Below are 20111 nucleotides of genomic sequence, written 5' to 3'. Positions count from 1 at the left end.
AGAGGCATAAAAACCTCTTCACTCCTTTTCTTGTCCAAAGGGTGAGAATGCATAAGTAATTACTTGGACATATATTATCTTAGGGGGTATTTTGTTGAAAACAATGTAGAAATGTTACGAATACATGTAAAAATGTTAAGTAACCAGTGCTTTGCAATGTGATAGACAGGTGTCTATACAAGAAGGGAACTTCATACAAGAAGCTCCCCTCTTTCTCCTCCTACCGTCTCAGCTCATCAAGCAACTGACAGCAGACTAGATACATTCTGGGTATATGGAACGGGCCTTTGTACATATTGCCCTTCAGTGGTGTTGAAAGGGTACCATCACGATGCAGGTAGCCATACCATTCCCCGAACTCATAATCGAGGAAATGGCCTTTGATATACTGGTGCACGGTATCGAACTGCTGTAGGTAGCCATCGTTTCCGGTCATGCTGTAGGCCATGAGGTTGGCAATGGCCGCCTCGCACTGAGGCCACCAGAACTTCATGTCGTGCCAGTATTCGGTGGCACTTTTATTCAGGGCATCACGGAAGTAGATAATCCCGCCGTGCTCACTGTCCCAGCCCTTATTCCACATCCAATCGAGCATGGTGGTTCCCAAGTTCATCAACTCAGGGTCGTTTTTGCGGTACCGCGCTTCATTGAGAATGAACCAAGCACCTTCTATGGCATGACCCGGATTAAGCTGCCGCCCTTCAAAATGGTCGAGCTGCAGCGACCCGTCAGGGTTGCACTGCTCTACCACAATCTGCAATTCCGGTCGAATGAAGTAGGTTTTAATCTGCTCAAGATAGCCATCGATGCGCGTAGTGAACTCCTCAGCTTTTTCAGGAAGAGCCGCCCTGAGTTCCTGCACGGTATTGAGCAGAATCATAGGAAGGCCGAATCCAAGGGAGGGAGTGTCGAACTTGGGGACCAAGAGGCCCGGGGTAAGCAGATAGTGTTCAACCTTGAGCAGCAAGTCATACGCCTTCTGTGCATAGTCGGGACGATTGAACGCCCTGCTATAGGCTGCAAAGCCGAGTATGGTGAAGGTTTCACTGAACACGTAGCGCAGGCGCTTGATAACCGGCTTGCCATCCTTGGCGACCCTGAAGTACATCCGACCATCTGCGGGGTCGAAGCAGTTCTGCTCGATGAAGGAGACCAGGGAGTCACACACCATTTTGTACTCTTTGTTCTGCTCCACCTGGCGGTAGGCTGTAGCAAAGGTCCACAAGGCGCGACCCTGGAACCAGACCGATTTATCGGTATCGAGAAGCGAACCATCCCGGTCCAATGCAGTATACATGCCGCCATGCACCCGGTCTAAACCGTAACGAAGCCAGAATGGAAGAATGTTATCCATCAGCATGTGCCTATATTCTTGATACAAAAGCTCAGAAGTCTGTTTCATTGCATACCCCGCATACCGATCATCTTACTCCAATTACGCAGGTGAGTCATCGGTTTTCCGCCCTTGATTCTCCCTCACTCGTATGGCATGATTGCTCCCATGCACACGAAACAAAGCTTGCTCGCCGATTTGAAAGCGCTCGGCATCGACCCGAACGGAACCACCCTTGCACACCTCTCCTACAAGAGTATGGGTGAAGTTGAAGGGGGGCCTCAGAGTATAATCGATTCCATGGTTGAGTATATGAAAAACGGCCTGATGGTCTTCCCCACCCACACCTGGGCGAATGTGACCGAAGACCAACCCTATTACAGCGTACAGGAGACCGAGGTCTGCATCGGCATTATTCCCGAACTGGCAAGAAAAACCCCGAACGGCATACGCTCTGCACATCCGACACATTCGGTTGTCGCCTTCGGCAGGGATGCCCGATCCTTCACTGATGGAGACCACCTGTTTACCACTCCCTGCCCGAGACAGGGAGCATGGGGCAAGCTGCTGGACCGCAATGCGACCATCCTGCTGGTTGGTGTAGGCTTGAATCGGGACACCTTCATCCACGGCGTGGAAGAGTGGCTGGACATCCCCAACCGCATCAATGAGAACAAGCGTATGCTCTTCATCCGCCTCGCCGACGGAACGCTCGTTCCCCGTCCCAACAGCGGGCATCTCGGCCATGTAGCGGAGAACTTTCCCAAGGTTGAAGGCTTTCTTCGTGAAAAAGGAATCCTCAAGGAAGGAAAGCTTGGAGATGCTACAGTGCTGTATCACCAAACCCAGCCTCTTACACAGGCGCTGAATGCGTTGCTCCTCAAGGAGCCTGACTTATTTGGGGAACGCTGAGCTCTCGGATATAACCAGATACAACGGGGTAAGGGTTTCAAGTTGCTCAAGGGTTTCCTTCTGCAAAAGGTGTGAGAGGTACTCCACTGCAAGCGAGCCCAGTTCCAAGCGTTGATTCGACCACCGTGTCCAATGTTCATGGCTGCCCATCCAATCATCCTCGAGCACTGCACCCCAGATATCGCTGCCAAGCTTCAGGCCTTTTCTTTCCAACAAGCGCTCAAAGGGCTCGAGCAGGAACAGGCGGTCAAAAACAACCACCTTGCACTGCTCTATGAGGCCGAAAGCCTCCAACGAGAGCATATTACGCTCATCGGCTTGTACAATAAGCACTTCCAGCCCAAGGGACTGGGCAGCTTCCAACAAGAATCGACGCTTGTCCTTTCTGGGTTCCCGTTCCTGCTCCTGCGACTCCACATACACAAGGGTGCGAGCACTACACAAATCATTGAGATGGTCGACCATTTGGGCGATCACTTTCTGATAGTCAAAGGTCACCCAGTGGGTCGAAACATCCGAAACCTCGCGACGCCCGACAAACACCAGCGGATAATTGGCTTTCACCAACCGCTCGATGCCCTTGTCGTCACGGTTCACACCCATCATGACAGCCCCATCGGCAAGTACGATGCGACTTGAGTTCTCCTCGGTAGGCCGGTTGTTGAGAATCAGAATGTCATAGCCCAACTTTTCCGCCGTTTCCTGGATGCCGACAAAGAAGCGGTAGTACTCATTCTCCGACTCTACAGGGAAAATCTGCTCGTAGGTGAACACTGCTATCAGGGAATTGGTCCCGTTTTTCAGTTTGCGCGCTGCCATGTTGGGGACATACCCAAGCCTTGCAGCACATTCCAATATCAACTCTTTCGTCTTCTGAGCTACCCGGATACTCTTGCCATCCTTGCCGTTGAGCACGGCCGAAACGGAGGCATAGGAGACTTTTGCCTCCTTGGCTACATCCTGCAAGGTTACCCGCTTGAATTCTTTCATCCTATGAATGCTCCCGCCTTGCGCAGTGTAGCATGCAGGGCTTCCAAATCAAGATGGAAAAGATCGGTTTTGGTTTTGACAGCCAAGGCAACGGCAGTCCCCGCACCCTGCCCTATGGCTCCGGCTGACGGGCTCACCCGCAAACTCGCGTGTGCGGCAAACTCACAGCTGATGTTTCTGCCTGCTGCCAGCACATTGGGAACCTGGGCGTTGAGCAGGCTTCTCAGCGGAATGGTATAGAAGCCGCCTTCACGCAGGAAGGTCGAGTCGGTGGCAGCTCCATCGGGAGAATGGATGTCGATCGGATAACCGCAGGCGGAGATGGCATCGTCAAAGATGGTCTCGTTCAACAAATCCTTTGCAGTAACCCGATACAAACCCTTGAGTCGGCGAGAGCTACGCACACCGATGCGGGGGCCGCTAGAGGTCATGCGTGCATGCTCGAAACCGGGGATATGGGTCTTCAGAAAGCCGTACAGCTCCCAAACTTGACGCCGGCCTTCCAGCTCGGCTGCAGTAAGTTCAAGCGGCTTGACCGGATTCTTGTCCAACACCCGCGTCATATTTACGATGACTTCGTTCTTTGCATTGGTCTCAAAGCAAAGCACGATATCGCGGTCGAAGGTAATTTCACCTTTCTCTATCCCTTCGTACATAATTTGCTGGAAGCCGGAAAAGGAGAGCCGGCTGGCTTGGTGCTGCAATCCTGCTTTAGGGATCAGGAAAGGAAACAGCTCGATATCACTGTCCATGAGGTTGCGAATGATCTGGAGATCCACATCCACCAGCTTGAAGTTCATGGTAAGCGGCTGGTCCTTGCCATCGGTTTCCCTGCCTTGCTCGTAGGGAATACCGGCCATGGCAATGAGGTCGGCATCACCCGAAGCATCGATGAAATAGGAGCCTTGCACACTGAAAAGGTTGCCTGCACAGAGGCATTTGATCGAAGAGAGAATGGCCTTCTGAGGATTCGCTTCCACTACCGTGGTGTGAAAAAGCAATTGCACCCCAGCCTCAAGACACATCAGCTCCAGTTCGCGCTTCATACCTTCGCTGTCAAAGGGAGTGACCGAATAGGTGTACCCGGTGGAGTCGGCAATATGGCCGACCGATAAGCCTTTGTGTACCAGACGCTGTATCATTTCATCAGTAAGGCCACGGACGACTTGCGTCTGTCCTGCATGGAAGGTCATCATCGGGCCGGTTCCACAGGCGGTAAGGCTTCCCCCTAAATACCCTTCTTCCTCAATGAGCAGGACAGAAAGACCTTCACGACCTGCAGCAACTGCTGCCATACTGCCTGCGATGCCGCCACCGACAACAACCAAATCATAGGGTGTATGAGTAATGCTTTGCATGAAGATCTCCTCTTATTTCAAACCGGAATTCACCATGGAGTCGGAAACTTTCTGTTGGAAAATCAGATAGACTGCCATAATGGGTACAATGGAAAGTGTGGTCGCCGCCAACTGCAGGTGCCATTGGGGAAGACCGTAGGTATCGTTGAAATTCGTCAGCGAAAGCGGGAGCGTGAATTTTTCCAGCGAGCTGAGAAATACCAATGGTTCCAAGTAGGTGTTCCAAACTGCGATAAAAGCCAATATGGCTACCGAACTGAGAACGGGAACAGCGACCGGCAGCATGATGCGGATGAAAATCCCCAGGGGATTGAGCCCGTCGATGCGGGCTGCTTCCTCTAGCTCATTGGGCACGGTCACATAGAATTGGCGTAACATGAAGGTGGAAAAGGCCCCCTGACTGCCGAATATTCCCAGCAGGATCAAGGGCGTGAGGGTATCGTGCGCCCCCCAGTTGCGCATCTGGAAAAACAAGGGAATGATGGTGACCTCGATGGGCATCATCAAAGCGGTGAGCAACAACAAGAATGCAGTATTACGAAGCGGAAAGTGCATACGGGCAAAGGCATAGCCCGCCATGGCACAGAGCAGCACGTTGCCCAACGTTCCCAGCAGGGCAACCACCACTGTATTGGTATAATGGCGGGCAAACGGCTGTACGGTAAAAATATCCCGATAGTTGGAGAATGCCCACGAGGTGGGTAATAGTTTGGGCGCACCGAAAATTTCGGCGCTCGCATTCAGTGAGTTCACCACCATCCACCAGAAGGGATATACGAAGAGAACAGTGAGAATGAGCATCAACAACCAATAGGGGATCTGATTGAAATATTTCTTAGTTTTCATAGTAGGAGATCCTCTTACGGGTAAACCACTGGAGGGCGGTCAGAAGCAGAACGATCAAAAACAGCACCACGGCCAGGGCTGAGGCAAAGCCGGTGTCGAACATTCTGAAGGCTTGATGGTAAATGTAGTAGACCATGACCATGGTCGACCCTTCGGGCCCTCCATCGGTCATGAGCTTGATGGTGTCAAAGACACGCATCGAACCGATGATCGTGACGATGGTCACCATCATGACGGTGGGCATGAGCAGGGGCAGCTTGATCTTGAAGAACAGGGTGAAGCGTTTAGCCCCGTCGATACGGGCAGCTTCAAGGACGTCGCCTGGCATGTTCAGTACCGCTCCCATGAAAATGAGAACGTTCATACCCAAGTTCTTCATCACCCGGGTGACGATGACACTACCCATCGCCCACCCTTTCTCGAACAGCCAGTTCGGCCCGGTGATGCCGAACACCGAGAGGAAGGCGTTGACCGGACCGGCATCGCCTCCTTGCAGCAGGTACTTCCATACGATGGCCCAGGCAACACCGCTGGTGATCACCGGCAGGAAAATGATACCCCTGACAAACTTCGTTCCACGCTTGCCTCCACCGAGGTAGAGGGCAAGCAAAAGGCTGAAGACCAGGTTCAGGGGTACCACCCCGGCACTGAAGATCAGGGTGTTGACCAAGGACTTTGCAAATAAAGGATCTTGGGCAAGCAGGCGAAAGTTCTCAAGTCCGGTAAACAGACTGGTACCGAAAAGCAGGTTCTTCTCCTGCATGCTATACACAAAAACCGAGGCCAAAGGGAGCAGGACGAAGACGATAAAGCCCGCCATCTGGGGGGCGATAAACGCCCAACCGATGATTGCTTCCCGCCTATGGCTCGCTTTCAAGGTTTGTATCTTCATTCGTCCTCTCTCCTGGGAATCAGTTATTTGGTGTACTTTGCGTAGACTGCGGCAACTTCGTCGAGGATGGCCTTGACGTTTGCATTGGCGTTCCACAGCTTGTCAAAGATCATCTTCGACTCGACCTCGATCTGGGGGTACTTCACATGACTGGGAAGTACACGGCCATTCTTGATGGAGTCGGCAACGGCCAGTTGCATCTGCTCTTTGGTCACACTCTTATTGGAGGTGAGGAAGGCTTCGGACTCAAGTACGGATTTGCGGGCCGGCGGCCAAATGCCTGCCATGGCAGCAACCGAGCTCTTGTTGGTCATGTAGCCAACCAATTCACTTGCAAGGGCTACGTTCTTGCCTTTGGAATTTGCACCAATGGCTGCTTGGCCGATCACCGGGGATTCACCCTTAGGACCTGCGGGCATCGGAGCAAGGCCCCAAGCAAATGTCGCTCCGTTGAGCTTGGATACACGTGAGATTTGACCAATGGTCATCGCTGCATTGCCGGCAAAGAAGTCGCTCTGGTTTCCAGGAGGTACCACAGAGGCATCCTGATACACCATGTTGTGGAACAGTGTGACTGCGGCTACCGACTCAGCACTATTGACCAGCACCTTGCCGTCCTCGGTCCAGAAGTCTCCACCGTAGGAGCGTACCATTGGAGCAAGGTTGTGCAGGATACGGGCGTCATAGCCCTGACCATCGACGGTCTGCAGGGCCCAGACACCGGTCTTGTCCTTAATCGTCTTGCTGACGGTTCTGAAGGTTTCCCAGTTCCAGGTGCCTTCGGCGGCATACTGCTCGGGAGTCTTCAGGCCGGCCTTTGCAAACAGGTCCTTGTTGTACAGGATGAAGAAGGGAGAGGTCGAGAAGGGAATGGCGTACACATTGCCACCCTTGCTCCACAGTTCCAGGGCATCGCTGGAGATGTCGGTGGGATCGTAGGCCTTCATGCCGTCGTTGAGTTTGGCTAGCAGTCCACTCTGAATGAAGGCAGGGGCTGCAGTTTCCAAAACCCAGAACAGATCGGGTCCACTGGCTCCCTGCAGTTCGAGGGAGAGCTTGGTGTTGTACTCGGCAAAGGGAATCGATTCAAAGGTTGCCTTAATCTCTATGCCCTTTTCCTTGGCAAAGCCTTGGACAAAAGAATCGAGCAAGGCAATCTGATCTGCGTTGCTTGTCCAGGTTGCAATCGTCATAGCTACAGGCCCAGCTGGTGTTGTACTCTCAGCGGCTCCCTGTGAAAATGCCATCGACATACTCAGCACAAGAACAAGCAACAGGGCGAGAGTGCGGACTACCCCCTTGGTGTGTTTCAAGTTCATACATTCCTCCTTAAGTGTTTGATTAATCATTTAATCAGTCTCTTTATCGTATATCCTACTCGCCAATCCGTCAACGAAAAAAATTGCCTTCCGAAGAAGGCAACCAATTCGAGGCAGTTTTTCCTCTGAGAGCAGGAAGTAAGGGATTAAGAATCCTATGTGTTCAGCCGTTTGGCAGAAAACACTAAATGGGGCATTAAGACACCTCGATACTGCTTGATGAATCTGCTTCTCACAAGCATACCGCTACGGATCGCCACATTCATCGAGGCGATATTCGTGTCCCGGATGATGGAATAGACTTCCTTCGCATCCAAAACCGTAAAGGCATACTCCTTGCACGCTTTGGCCGCCTCGGTTGCAAACCCCATCCCCCAGTAGTGTTTGTTGAACAGGTATCCTATCTCGAGGACCTGGGTTTGGTCGATCGATTGCCAGCTTAGGCCTGCCATCCCGATCATGAGTCCTGTTTCACGCAGGATGACTGCCCAAAGGCCGAAGCCATCCATCTTATATCGCACACGATTTTTCTCCAACCATGCCTGTGTCTCAGCATCGCTGAAAGGTCCCTCGTATGCATACATGGTCTTTTCTTCCTGGACGATGGCTGCGATGGAGGGATAGTCAGCCTGATTCATTTCTCTGAGAAGCAACCGGGAGGTCTCAAGCACACTGTTCATGAGAGCATCACCAAGCTTATTGCCATAACAATCATGCCTGCTATCACCCCGGTTATGGCGACGTGGTGTTCACCATACTCCTCGGCGGTGGGCAAGAGTTCATCCAGGGAGATGTAGACCATAATGCCGGCGACTGCGGCAAAGACAAACCCGAAGGTGATGTCGTTGAACCAACGCCTGAGCAGGAAGAAACCGATAAAGGCTCCTACCGGTTCGGCAAGACCGGAGAGCAAGCTGAACCAGAAGGCTTTCTTGCGGCTTTTGGTGGCGTAGTAGATGGGTGCCGACACTGCCACTCCTTCGGGAATGTTATGGATGGCGATGGCTACGGCGATGCTGATACCCAGACTGGGTTCACTGACCGCTGCCATGAAGGTAGCCAGGCCTTCGGGAAAGTTGTGGATGGCGATGGCAAGAGCACTGAAGAAGCCCATGCGCATGAGCTTGGAGTCATTGGCGTCGACAAAAGGCTTTGTTGCAGAACCGTGGTCTTGTATTTCGTGTGGGTTTTCGTAATCGGGAATGATTTTGTCGATGATGGCAATAATGGCAATGCCTGCAAAGAAGGCGATTGTGGTCAAAGCATAGCCCATTTTGGCACCAAGGGCGCCTTCGAGCGACTGCCGTGCTTTCACAAAAATCTCGATCATGGCGACATAGATCATGACGCCTGCAGAGAAACCTAGAGCGGCGGCCAAGAACTTTGGGTTGAATTTTTTGGAGAAGAAACTCATCAAAGAACCTACGCCGGTACCAAGGCCTGCAAACACCGTCAACCCAAAGGCAAACAGCAGTGTTGAGACGTCGAATTCATACATGGCATGCATCTCCCGATAGCACTACCCTACCATGAGCATGCTACGTGGGGCAACTGCCAACATTTGATTTGGATTGCAACTAGAGAAAGCCTACTTGAGCAGAAATACTAGAGCGTAGTTCGATTAGGAGGACTCAATGGAAGAAAATCAGAATGAAAAGAAACAGAATGAGAAGCTCTCAAAACCCAAGATTGCGATTCTTGTCTGTTTCGCTTTGGTGTTGCTCTTCATTTTCACCTTTGGCTGCTATGGTTGCAGCTACCAACCCATCGCAGAAGAACCTACGGTTGAAGAGGCAATCGATGTAGTCTCCAGGCTTGCGGGAAACCGATGGCAGCTCGATGACACCGAAGGCGACACTGCACTGCCGGAATTTTATGGAATAAGCTTACAGGAAATTTCTTTCGGTACTGTCAAAGCACAGGCATCCGAGCTTGAGATGGAATTGCTTGCCATCGATATGCCGGTCATGTATGGCAGGTTGGTATTCCAGGAGGATGACGGCTTTGATTTCACCTATGATGGAAATGTATTGCCGATCAAGGTAGTTTACTCACAAAGCCGTGACGGCAAAAGCGAAATCGTCACCTTGGTAGGGGAAGAGAGCAACATTCATTGCTACTACTTGAAACTATAAGCGTTTATGGCGATATTATCCTTGAGGGGACGAAGATGCCCCTAATTGAGGATATAAGCCTATGATACGATATACACCACATGACGCGATGCAGCTCAGTACTGAGCATACCGTAGTCACCACCCCGTTTCTGCTCGACATGCTCGACTCGGCCTTGATCGAGAATATCCAGCGGGGCAATATTGAAGCCGCCTACGGAGTGCTGGACTTAAGCATTAACTTGGCACAAACCCTTGAGGGAAATACCCTTACCGAAGCCGAGGGAAGGAGAATCCTTCTGAAGGTGAAGAAGGCGATGGACAGGGGCAATATCGCTGGAGCCAAACAGCACATGGTGGAGTTTGCACTGCGATAGAGCAAAAGCAATGGTTCTACCTGAATACGAAAAGTAGGGTCTTTCGCTAAAGCGAGAGACCCGTTTCTTTGTCATTCGTCCTCACCTCTGTGTTCTGTCAGCATCTCATCCACCCAATCCTCTTCAATGTACACCATTTTGTTTCTTCCGGTTACACGGCGATTGGGACCGGGACGGTAGTTTTTGCATGATTTGGGACCATAACAGAAGGTCTCCGTGCGATATTTGCGAATCCAGGGCTTCCACTGGTCGACGATGATTTCAACTGCCATCCTGCAACCCCACATACAAGATGTACATGCCGTTTCGTACGTTTTGGCAGCAAGGCGTCTAGGACCCCGCTGTCGATAGGTCTCCAACGACGGAGGAACAGGTTGCTCTGATTCGGCTTCAAACACCTTGAAGCCGGTTACCCGGTAGTAGTCCACGCTCTCCAACTTGCTGTCTTCCACTGGCTTGCAACAGCCTGAAACCACCACACCAACCCTCAACTGATGCTTTTCCTGCAGCTTCTCACTGATGCCTACCAGCAAGGGAGTTCCCTCTGCCTCTAGTATTGTCAGAGCATACCCAAGATAGCTGTGCTAAGATTGGTCAAACGAGCGATTGAGCCTTATTCTTGGTTGAATAGAGCTTATTACTCCATGAAAGGGTCGCGTATCCTCACTCATGTCAGCGCCCGATGCTGTAATACTCCACCCCGGCTTCCAACATGGCCCTGGGGTTGAAGAGGTTCCTTCCGTCGTAGACCAGAGGTGTACGCATGAGCTGCTTGAAGACCGAGGGAGAAAGGCTTCGGATCTCAGGCCAATCGGTAAAGATGAAGCAGACCTGGGAACCGGTAAGCGCTTGTTCAACACTCGAGGCATACTGCATCTCAAACTGGTACTGGCGCTTGCAGTTCTCCTCTGCAACAGGGTCGAAGGCAGTGATTAAAGCTCCTTGATCCAAGAGAAGCGGGATATTATAGATGGAAGGCGACTCCCTCAGGTCATCGGTACCTGCCTTGAAGGCCAAACCAAGCACCGCCACCTTGATGCCGTTGAAGGTGATCATACGATTGCAGGCCTTGCGATAGAGCTTGTAGCGCTGCTCGTTGTTCACATCCACTGCAGCACTCACGGTCCTGAGGTTGTAGCCGTACTGGGTTGCCAGATACTGCAACGCCTTGGTGTCCTTGGGGAAGCAACTGCCGCCATAGCCGATGCCGGCTTTCAAGAAGCGTGAGCCGATGCGTTCGTCATAGGACATGCCCAATGCCACGTCCTCGATGTTGGCGCCAACAAGTTCACAGAGGTTCGCCAAATCGTTCATGTAGGAGATTTTCAATGCAAGAAAATCGTTGGCTGCATACTTGGTCATCTCCGCACTGCGTCGACTGACGGCGACCACAGGCAGGTTGAAGGGTTTATAGAGTTCACGCAGGATCCCTTCTGCATGCTTGTCCTCCACCCCGATGACGATGCGCTGGGCATGCATCATGTCATGCACTGCGGTGCCTTGGGCAAGGAACTCAGGATTCGAGGCAACTTCGATACGCACCGGGTGGACCAATGAGTCCTTGATGAACTGCTCGACCTTGTCGTTCGTACCCACCGGAACGGTGGACTTCACAACGACCAGGCAGTCTCGTTCGACGTTCTCAGCAATCTGGCGGGCAACTGAAGCTACGTAACTCAGGTTGGCCGATCCGTCGGGAAGCTCGGGAGTGCCGACGCCGATGAAGATGACATCGGGACTTTTATATGCCTCCCGGTAGTTGGTGGTGAAGTGCAGAAGGCCCTTCTCCAGACCTTCCTGCAGATACTCTTGCAAATCAGTCTCGTAGATGGGGCTGAGGCCTTTGTTCAGCATCTCCACCTTCTTCTCGTCGATATCCACACACGTTACATGGTGCCCTACCTTGGCAAAGCACACGCCTGCCACCAATCCTACATACCCGGTTCCCGCAATGGTCAAATGCATGTCTGTCCCCCCAAACTCCCTTGATTGTCCCACAGCTTGAGCTTCTTAGCAACACCTGTTGAAATCCAGATTCTACAAATCTACATAATTTATCAAAGTGTCAAAATATATCTATTACTATAGAGGAATAACAAAAAAAGCTAAAAAATTACCGAATGCGAGGTGTTGGAAATATAGACAGAATAGATTTTCGGTACTATTACTATTAGCATAAAGAAAATCACAAAAGGAGACAATGTATGAAGAAATCAATCACATTGCTATTCATCCTCTGTTTGGGTGGATTACTCCTTGCCGTACCGTTTTCTACTTCTGTGCTGTACAACACGAGCAATGGACTATTCACAACACCTATCGACCAGGCATCTGATGCCGGGCAAGGATTCCTTGACTTGGACAAGACCTTCATTTTTGGAGGATTGGCCAATCTGAATCAAACAAGGGTGATCAGCTCAACTTCCAACAGCTCAGGAACAAATACTCTGGGTGCAGTCAGCCTTGGTGCATACTTCAACACCAATCGCCCTTGGTCCTTGTTTACCAACCTCTATCATGATTCCACAAGCTGGTTCACCGGCGCAAATTCTATCAGTGATAGCTATAATACAAAAACAGTTGGCTCGAATACACAGGAATGGCTGTCGCAACGAGTAGAGACAAAATACTATGGTAGCCTTGCAAAAGAGGTAGACGACCGAGCCCAATATTTGACTGAATTGAATGGTATGGTAATTGGTGGATCCATAAGAATTTATAATAAGGATAACTCAGTAATTGGCAACAATTTTTCAGAGAAAACCACATATTACTATGACAATGCAGCCGCCGGAGTTGCACCAGACGTAAAAGCTGATTATACAAGAGAAGAAAAGCAGCGCAGAAAGGCAAACGATTTCCGCATGGAATTGCGTGCACCTCTGTTCATGCCTGGAGAGAAAGTTGATCAAACGTTCTCCGCAATGCTAGGATTCGGCAGTGATGATAATGGATCAGGAAAAAGAGAAGTAACCTACTCGACCCCTGTTAAGACGCCTTCATCCCTGACCGATGTATTGCATGATGATGTCAAGGATAAAACTGGCTTTTTCCAGATTGCGGGCGGATATCGTCAGGATATGCCTTCACCCTTCATGAAGAGTGAATCAAAAGATTTCTACTTTGGTGGAAATCTGAATCTCACCTTCTATTCTCCAACCTATTCCACACTCACTGAAACCCAGCGATATAATTACACGCTATCGGGCACTACGATGAATAAAGCAAAGAGTACCTATAGTTATGCCTCTGATGAACGAAAGTTCGGATTGACTACAACCATGAGCATTTCAGGTATGGTTGGGCATCGTTTCTCCTATGATTTGGGCAAAGGAATGTCGTTGAAGCTCGCTCCTGAGGTAGGGGTTTATTTCTCAAGTTACGGTGATGAGAAGGTAAAAGAACGAACAACCATTACGAAGACTGATACGAATAACGATGGCTTGGCAGACACCACAACCACCGTGACTCGAGAATATGAGAATACGAACAGCGCATTAGGTGATAGGGACACAAACACATTCCTTGCTGTTGACCTACTCCCTTCTTGTGCATTTACCTATCAACCAGAAACATGGGATGTGGGATTTACCCTTGGAACAAAACTTAATATGTCTATGCAGTATAGTACTAGCAAGACCGAAGAAAGTTATGTCAGAACGACAACCAAGACTGAAACTGGAGGCGTAACTACAACCACCACATCTGATGCGTATAGCGGTACGCTTGGACTGACAACTCACTCAATGGACTGGGTAACGACGTTAACTCACTCCTTGAGCATGAACTGGGATATCAACGAGAATGCCACCTTGTATGCAGACCTGACAGGCACCATTGGCAGTGGCATATTTGATTTCGGGCGCCTTACGGTGCAAGCAGTTATTTCGCTGCCGTAATTTTTTCCATGTTTTGCGTGGGACGGCTGTCACGTTTTTGTGGCAGCCGTTTTCGTGGGCACTTGTTGAATCAATATTATCATTGACAGTGAGCCAATACAGGTATCACTCCTTCAGTTTCAATCAATGTGAGATACGACCGAACCAAAGGCTCAAGGACCTCATACCGCTCACCTGCAAGCCCGATGAGACCGAAGAACGGTTTCACATCTAACTCCAGCAGTGAAACGGCCTGTATAAGAGCTTCACAAGCCTGGTCATCAACCAACGATGCATGCCTACGTAGGAAATGAGCCCACAGGGCGAGCGTGCAGACCATCGCCTTGTGAGGCAGGCCTTTCTCCAAAGCAATCCTGAGTGCCGGAACCAGGGCATTGGCGAATTTCTTGGAACCGTCCTGGGCAAGGCGCAGCAGCGTATCGCTGCAATACGGATTGGAAAAGCGTTCGATCAGCTGGTCCTTGTATGCCTCGAAGTCGTACCCGGGGATGGGAAGCAGGGTTTCCCCGACTTCACGCATGTAGCGATCCCGAATGAACGACCGAAGCATTGAATCAGAAAGGGCTTCATCCACATAGGTATACCCCGACAGGAGCGCAGGATACGCCAAAGCCGAGTGACTTCCATTGAGCAGCCTGATCTTCATCGTCTCAAAGGCTTCAACGTCCTTGGTGACCAAGGCACCCGCCTTCTCAAATGGCGGGAGTCCTTCCAAGCCATCGGGTTCGATCACCCACTGCAGAAAGTGTTCACTGACCACCAGCCACTCATCCCTCAAGCCATACTCCCTCTCTATAAACTGAATATCTTCGGTCTTGGTGCTGGGGGTAATCCTATCCACCATGGATAGAGGGAAAGCAACCTTTTGTTCAATCCACGGTACGATGGATGGAAAAACCTTGGAGCAGTATTGGAGGATGCACCGTTTCAACACATGCCCGTTGGAGGGTATGTTGTCACAGGAGGCGATGGTGAGCTTCTCCCTGTTCTCTTGGCAACGCTCAAACAGAGCGAGCGAAAGAAATCCTATCGCCGACTGTGGATCCTGGGGACTATGCAGGTCGTGCTGCAGCAGGGGGTGCTGCCAGTCCAGGGCCTGGGTGTGGTTGTCGTAGCAATATCCCTTTTCAGTGATGGAGAGTGTGATGAGTTTTGTCTGAGGCCGCTTCATCAGAGCGATGGCTTGTCTCTTGTCCTCCCACCCCTTGGTATAGCCAAGGATGCACTCGATGACCGTCATCTGTCGGCCTCCGGCAGGGTCTCTGCTGCAGAGGGTGTACAGATACTCCTGCTTTTTTGCAATCTCGTCTGTATGGGAGGGGACAAGATCAATCTCCTCGATGCCCCAGTCCGTCACTCCTTGCTCTAAAAGTTGGTGCAGATAGTAACAGAAGTGCGAGCGATGAAAGTGCCCTAGCCCTAGGTGTACAATATGCGGTTTTAGAGCTGATCGATCGTATGAGGGTACCTTGATCCGAGAATCCAAGGAATGAAAATCAGTATTGCCAAGCATGGTGTTTTCACCTCCGCCCTTCAGCCTACCACCTTCTTTGGATTTTACAATGAAGTGTGGCAACAATTCTGTGGTATAGTTTTTGCGGAGGATTTCATGCACAACATCAAGGCAGCGAGCGTACAGTTCCGGCATAAGGCGGGGGACAAGCAGGCAAACCTGAAGACCATTACACACTTTGTAGAGCAGGCAGCAAACAAAGGAGTCAACCTCATCGTCTTTCCCGAGATGTGCATCACCGGTTACTGGCATGTGCGCAATCTCAGCAAAGAAGAGATCATAGACCTTGCAGAACCAGTTCCATCCGGTTCATCGGTCCACTATCTGAGGAGTCTTTCCCTGCAATATGGCATGACCATCGGAGCGGGGTTGATTGAAATTTCAGAGCAAGGCGAGCTCTACAATTCCTATGTCGTGACGCTCAGCGACGGCACTGTCCACACACACAGAAAACTGCATACCTTCATCAGCGCCCATATGCAAAGCGGGTCCTCCTACACCGTCTTCGACATTCCAGAGGGAGTGAGGTTGGGAGTACTTACCTGCTACGATAACAACATCGTGGAGAATGCCCGCATCACAGCCCTTCTGGGGGCTGAGGTGCTGCTCGCCCCCCACCAGACAGGCGGGTGCAACTCTGCTAGTCCGAAGGGCATGAAACGAATCGATGTTGCACTGTGGGAGGAGCGTTCAACAAAAGAAGCAGAGCTCCTCTCTGAGTTCCAAGGCCCTAAGGGCCGACAGTGGTTGATGCGCTGGCTTCCCTCCCGTGCCCATGACAACGGCATGTTCCTGATCTTCAGCAACGGGGTTGGAAGGGATGACGATGAGGTACGTACCGGCAATGCCATGATCCTCGATCCCTACGGGGAGGTACTTGCAGAGTCAAAAGCGATCGAGCAGGATATGGTTATTGCTGAGTTGGATGCTTCATTGCTTCCCTCAAGCAATGGCAGACGATGGATGAAGGCCCGCAGGCCCGAGCTCTACTCCCCTCTCTCAGAGAAAACAGGGAAGGAAGAGGATACCAGAACGGTGAGGTTTAGGTATGAATAAGGAGATTGATAGTCATATGCACATTGAAGAAGAACCCACAATCATGATGGACGTTCAACGGATGGCTTGGTACAAGGAGTCGAAGGCCGAAGAGACTCCAGGAGGCAATTTGCGTTTCTACCGGAGGCTTGCCCATATGAATCAGACCGAGCTTGGCAGCAAGCTGGGAATTTCCAAGCAGTTTGTATCCAACATGGAGAACGGGATCAAACCCATAAGCAGGGCTATGGCCCTTAAGCTGGGATCCTTGTTCGATGTGCCTGCAGGCCGATTCATCTAGTTGATAAACCGATACTTCGTGGCAGGACCTTTGCCAACCATTTCAACCACCTTCTGCTGTTGTAAATCAAACAGTACCTTCTTGGCCATAGATAGTGATTTACCAATGTATTGGGCGAATTCCTTGGAGGAAAAGAATCCTTTTGCTGAGAAATATCGCTTCATGACAGGAATGTCGTAGGGATACTCTGGAGCATCAGAAACATAATCGGCGCTTGATTGCCTTCTGAACATGACCAGTTTCACATGATGCTCAAGCTCGATGAACTGGGGCTCACCGAGACCGGCTTCAAGGCAACTTGTTATGATGAGGTTGATACCTATACCTTGCTTTTCCATATATCCTTTCTTCCTCAAGGCATCGGAAATCAAGGGATTTCGGTATCGAGAAAGGCCTTCCTTGAGATTCTCTGGATTGATGGGAGCATAGAACGTACCCGGATTCAAGAATTCAATCCTATCCGGAAAAAGAGTAATCCGCGTAGGAGCCTCATAGTCGTAAGCCCTATGTGCCACTGTATTGACAAGCGCTTCACGAATGGCAGTTTGCGGTATGTCATACGCTACCGGACGCTTGACCAATCCATCCAGCTCATAGTGTGAGCCCAGAAGACTCATGATGAAAGCGTACACTTGCTCAACCATGGGAATGAGCCCACCAGAGAAATCCTCTTTCTTGATCAAGTACCGTTTATCATCATCTGCATAGACACTTACCGTAATTCCTGACTCTGCAATGATTTTTTGATGGTTAGGGTAGAACAACAGCGTACCAGCAACATTTGGGATGGTCCTGCCCGATACTTCTGCTAAAGCATATCCGGCTCCAATGAGTATCGATTGGTCATAGTCGGTGAACAGATTCCCAAGCAAATCTTTCGAGAGATCCTCATAGGAAATCTCTGGACAGGGTTGCTGTTCGTACCGTACCCCACTACGGCTCTGGGAGAATTGCTCGATTGCATAGGTATCAGCAACCCTGTTATGAGCGCCAAAACGGATGAACACCCCAAGGGGATACCCTACTCTTTTCAGAAAATAAGGTTTCTGCGGGCCTGGAAATACACGGATTGTTACACAGGTCTTCCCTCCGATATGCTGTTCGTACAAGTCTACCGCAATTTGTGGTGATACGGCATCTACGATAGCCAGAGGTAGTTCTTGGCTATAGCGTTCAATATCGTCCCTGTCTAAACCGACAATCAACCAATCACTATCCCTGATACCGATGATGATTGTTCCTCCCTGCGTATTTGCGAAGGCTGTGACTGTCTCCAGCAGTCGGGAGTAGTCATCTAACCGGTCCTTAAATTCCAGGATTTTTGACTCAATTGATTCATATCGCATGGCATCCTCCATATCCGATATTATCCGATAAAGCTAGTATTATCGGATTATTTCAAGTGATTATCCGACACTTCTCGTGATACCTATTCAAGAAATGATCAGAGACACATCAGATAGTTGTGTATCCTGATTGCAAAAACCCCTTCCTGCATCTGCAAGAAGGGGCCTGTTTGTAGTACGTATGTTCTTAGTTATGAGCAGGCTTATAGTGGTTGCCCACCAAGTTGGCTGCCACCACCAACAGTGTTGAGAAGAAAATCATGATGATTCCCAAGGCAGAGAGCCTGCCCCACAGCCCATCCTCGCTGAAACGAAGAATCTGAACTGCCAGAACCTCCGTACCAGGACGGGAGAGCACCACCGAAAGGGAAAGTTCGCGCAGGAACATCGTAGCCATCAACACCCAGCCGGAGACAATGCCTGGAACCAGGAGAGGGACCACGATGCGTCGCATGGTGGTCAGCAGGCTTGCACCACACACAGCCGAGGACTCCTCCAAGTGGCTGTGAATCTGCACAAATGCACTGGTCAACGGGCGAATGCCATACGGCAGGTAGGTGGCGATGTAGCCGATCAAGAGAGCCCAGATGGTTGCATAGAGCGGCGTCTTGATGAAGAACCACATGAACCCGATACCGATGACGATACCAGGGAAGGAAAAGGAGAGGAAACTAAGCGACTCCAACACACCGGCAGCCTTGCTCTTCACCTTTACGATGACATAGGCGACAAAAAGCGAAAGGACCGTACCCAAGGTCGCCCCCACGATTCCGAGGAACAGACTGTTCTTCAAGGAGAGCAGGGAAATCGGGTCCTTCATGACCGTCTTCCAGTGCTCAAGATTCATCATGGAGAACGCTCTTGCGCTCGGGACCATCGAATACGGGACGAACGAGGTATAGAGCAAAACCAGAACGGGAAGAACGATCAAAACAAAGGAGACCAGCAGCAGGACGATGAACAAGGGAATTCTTGCCTTCTTGAGCTCGATCACTACCGGTTTGAAGCCGCGGCTTGAGACCGTGACGAACTTCTCGCTGCTGCGGGTGAAATAGCGGTAGACATAAATGAGGGAGATGGAGAGTACCAGAATGCTCATCCCGATTGCAGCAGCCTTGCCGTAGTCTGCGATAAAGCCTGTGTTGACCGTTCGGTAGATGTAGGTCGCAAGAACGTATACACGTCCTGGCATTCCTAAAACCGAAGGAACGGCAAAGGAGGCAAGACAGCGCACTACGCACAAAATGAAGGCGGCCAGGATGGCAGGACGTAACACAGGCAGGGTGATCTTGAAGAGTGTCTTCATGTTGCTCCCGCCGAATACTTTTGAAGACTCCTCAAGCGATACGTCAAACGAGGCCATGGCGGGAGAGATGATCAGATATGCAATCGGCAAGTCCAGCAAGCCTTCCACCATGATCATACCCGGAAGAGAATAGATGTTGAAAGGAGCCTTTGCCAAACCAAAAGCCTGCTGAAGCCACAGGTTCAGAATCCCGTTGGAGGGATTGAGCAAAAGCGCCCAACTGACTGCAAACAATACGTGGGGGATCATCATCGGCACTACCGAAAGGACCTTGAACAAGAACTTCCAATGGATGTTCGTCCGGTTGTTCAGGTATGCCAGAAAAAGTGAGAGAACCGTCGCAAAGAGTGCAGAGCCGCCTACAAACACCACGGTGTTGAGAAGGACCGCCAACAAGGCGGGGTCGGTGTAGACGGAGATATACTTGTCGAAGGTAAAGGCGCCTACGTTGCGCAGCCCTTTCGAAAAGCTTCCGATCACCAACATGACCACCGGGGCCATGGTGAGCAGAACGAGAATAAGAATCAATAGATAGGTAAGCTTTGTATGCCGTGTTTTTGCCATAGAAGCC

General features: G+C 50.7%; 19 protein-coding genes. 6 read left to right on the top strand and 13 right to left on the bottom strand.

The window, feature by feature from the left end; translation table 11 throughout:
* Nucleotides 1–220 precede the first annotated feature (220 nt).
* Nucleotides 221–1354 (bottom strand): AGE family epimerase/isomerase, encoded by a 1134-nt coding sequence (locus SPIBUDDY_RS02160; RefSeq protein WP_245523797.1) that lies wholly within the window; start codon nt 1352–1354, stop codon nt 221–223.
* A 147-nt stretch (nt 1355–1501) separates the two neighbouring features.
* Between SPIBUDDY_RS02160 and SPIBUDDY_RS02155 the strand changes: the two genes are divergently transcribed.
* The gene (locus SPIBUDDY_RS02155; RefSeq protein ID WP_041380506.1) at nt 1502–2245 is read left to right on the top strand and encodes an AAC(3) family N-acetyltransferase; all 744 of its coding nucleotides are present in this window, start codon (nt 1502–1504) and stop codon (nt 2243–2245) included.
* Here the strand turns inward: SPIBUDDY_RS02155 and SPIBUDDY_RS02150 are convergent.
* The 7 genes from SPIBUDDY_RS02150 to zupT form a co-directional block, all read right to left on the bottom strand.
* On the bottom strand, nt 2228–3235 hold the full coding sequence (locus tag SPIBUDDY_RS02150; protein WP_013606118.1) for a LacI family DNA-binding transcriptional regulator: 1008 nt from the start codon (nt 3233–3235) through the stop codon (nt 2228–2230). The genes SPIBUDDY_RS02155 and SPIBUDDY_RS02150 overlap by 18 nt on opposite strands.
* Nucleotides 3232–4593 carry an FAD-dependent oxidoreductase gene (locus SPIBUDDY_RS02145; RefSeq protein ID WP_013606117.1) on the bottom strand — a complete coding sequence of 454 codons (1362 nt, stop codon included), beginning with the start codon at nt 4591–4593 and terminating at the stop codon, nt 3232–3234. Before SPIBUDDY_RS02145 ends, SPIBUDDY_RS02150 begins: the two co-directional genes overlap by 4 nt.
* A gap of 12 nt (nt 4594–4605) precedes the next feature.
* Nucleotides 4606–5439 (bottom strand): carbohydrate ABC transporter permease, encoded by an 834-nt coding sequence (locus SPIBUDDY_RS02140; RefSeq protein ID WP_013606116.1) that lies wholly within the window; start codon nt 5437–5439, stop codon nt 4606–4608.
* Nucleotides 5429–6331, bottom strand: coding sequence for a carbohydrate ABC transporter permease (locus SPIBUDDY_RS02135; RefSeq protein ID WP_013606115.1), 903 nt, complete (start codon nt 6329–6331; stop codon nt 5429–5431). Before SPIBUDDY_RS02135 ends, SPIBUDDY_RS02140 begins: the two co-directional genes overlap by 11 nt.
* Before the next feature lie 23 nt (nt 6332–6354).
* Nucleotides 6355–7650 (bottom strand): ABC transporter substrate-binding protein, encoded by a 1296-nt coding sequence (locus SPIBUDDY_RS02130; RefSeq protein ID WP_013606114.1) that lies wholly within the window; start codon nt 7648–7650, stop codon nt 6355–6357.
* A gap of 155 nt (nt 7651–7805) precedes the next feature.
* Nucleotides 7806–8330 (bottom strand): GNAT family N-acetyltransferase, encoded by a 525-nt coding sequence (locus tag SPIBUDDY_RS02125; protein ID WP_013606113.1) that lies wholly within the window; start codon nt 8328–8330, stop codon nt 7806–7808.
* Entirely contained in the window at nt 8327–9148 is an 822-nt protein-coding gene (gene zupT, locus SPIBUDDY_RS02120; protein ID WP_013606112.1) for a zinc transporter ZupT, read from the bottom strand. Before zupT ends, SPIBUDDY_RS02125 begins: the two co-directional genes overlap by 4 nt.
* A 136-nt stretch (nt 9149–9284) precedes the next feature.
* Here zupT and SPIBUDDY_RS02115 point away from each other — a divergent pair, with 136 nt between their 5' ends.
* Both SPIBUDDY_RS02115 and SPIBUDDY_RS02110 read left to right on the top strand, forming a co-directional pair.
* The gene (locus tag SPIBUDDY_RS02115; RefSeq protein ID WP_013606111.1) at nt 9285–9785 is read left to right on the top strand and encodes a hypothetical protein; all 501 of its coding nucleotides are present in this window, start codon (nt 9285–9287) and stop codon (nt 9783–9785) included.
* 61 nt (nt 9786–9846) lie between these two features.
* The gene (locus SPIBUDDY_RS02110) at nt 9847–10140 is read left to right on the top strand and encodes a hypothetical protein (protein WP_013606110.1); all 294 of its coding nucleotides are present in this window, start codon (nt 9847–9849) and stop codon (nt 10138–10140) included.
* Between the two features lie 71 nt (nt 10141–10211).
* On the opposite strand, the gene SPIBUDDY_RS02105 is transcribed toward SPIBUDDY_RS02110, so the two are convergent.
* The gene (locus SPIBUDDY_RS02105; protein WP_013606109.1) at nt 10212–10673 is read right to left on the bottom strand and encodes a hypothetical protein; all 462 of its coding nucleotides are present in this window, start codon (nt 10671–10673) and stop codon (nt 10212–10214) included.
* 139 nt (nt 10674–10812) lie between these two features.
* Entirely contained in the window at nt 10813–12105 is a 1293-nt protein-coding gene (locus SPIBUDDY_RS02100; RefSeq protein ID WP_013606108.1) for a UDP-glucose dehydrogenase family protein, read from the bottom strand.
* A 239-nt stretch (nt 12106–12344) separates the two neighbouring features.
* On the opposite strand from SPIBUDDY_RS02100, the gene SPIBUDDY_RS02095 reads away from it, so the two are divergent.
* Nucleotides 12345–14039 carry a hypothetical protein gene (locus tag SPIBUDDY_RS02095; RefSeq protein ID WP_013606107.1) on the top strand — a complete coding sequence of 565 codons (1695 nt, stop codon included), beginning with the start codon at nt 12345–12347 and terminating at the stop codon, nt 14037–14039.
* 79 nt (nt 14040–14118) lie between these two features.
* On the opposite strand, the gene SPIBUDDY_RS02090 is transcribed toward SPIBUDDY_RS02095, so the two are convergent.
* On the bottom strand, nt 14119–15654 hold the full coding sequence (locus SPIBUDDY_RS02090) for a mannitol dehydrogenase family protein (protein ID WP_172634182.1): 1536 nt from the start codon (nt 15652–15654) through the stop codon (nt 14119–14121).
* Between SPIBUDDY_RS02090 and SPIBUDDY_RS02085 the strand changes: the two genes are divergently transcribed.
* Both SPIBUDDY_RS02085 and SPIBUDDY_RS02080 read left to right on the top strand, forming a co-directional pair.
* Nucleotides 15649–16608, top strand: a complete 960-nt coding sequence (locus SPIBUDDY_RS02085) for a nitrilase family protein (protein ID WP_013606105.1) — start codon at nt 15649–15651, stop codon at nt 16606–16608. The two genes, SPIBUDDY_RS02090 and SPIBUDDY_RS02085, sit on opposite strands and share 6 nt — an antisense overlap.
* A gap of 16 nt (nt 16609–16624) precedes the next feature.
* A complete protein-coding gene (locus tag SPIBUDDY_RS02080) occupies nt 16625–16888 on the top strand; it encodes a helix-turn-helix domain-containing protein (protein WP_172634181.1) in 264 nt (87 codons plus the stop codon).
* On the opposite strand, the gene SPIBUDDY_RS02075 is transcribed toward SPIBUDDY_RS02080, so the two are convergent.
* The gene (locus tag SPIBUDDY_RS02075; RefSeq protein WP_013606103.1) at nt 16885–18234 is read right to left on the bottom strand and encodes an RNA-binding domain-containing protein; all 1350 of its coding nucleotides are present in this window, start codon (nt 18232–18234) and stop codon (nt 16885–16887) included. The genes SPIBUDDY_RS02080 and SPIBUDDY_RS02075 overlap by 4 nt on opposite strands.
* Before the next feature lie 187 nt (nt 18235–18421).
* A complete protein-coding gene (locus SPIBUDDY_RS02070; protein ID WP_013606102.1) occupies nt 18422–20104 on the bottom strand; it encodes an ABC transporter permease in 1683 nt (560 codons plus the stop codon).
* Between the last annotated feature and the right edge of the window lie 7 nt (nt 20105–20111).

The sequence above is a fragment of the Sphaerochaeta globosa str. Buddy genome (assembly GCF_000190435.1).
GTDB lineage: Bacteria > Spirochaetota > Spirochaetia > Sphaerochaetales > Sphaerochaetaceae > Sphaerochaeta > Sphaerochaeta globosa.
The sequence above is the reverse complement of the archived record's forward strand: the minus strand, read 5'-3'. Positions and strand labels throughout refer to the sequence as shown.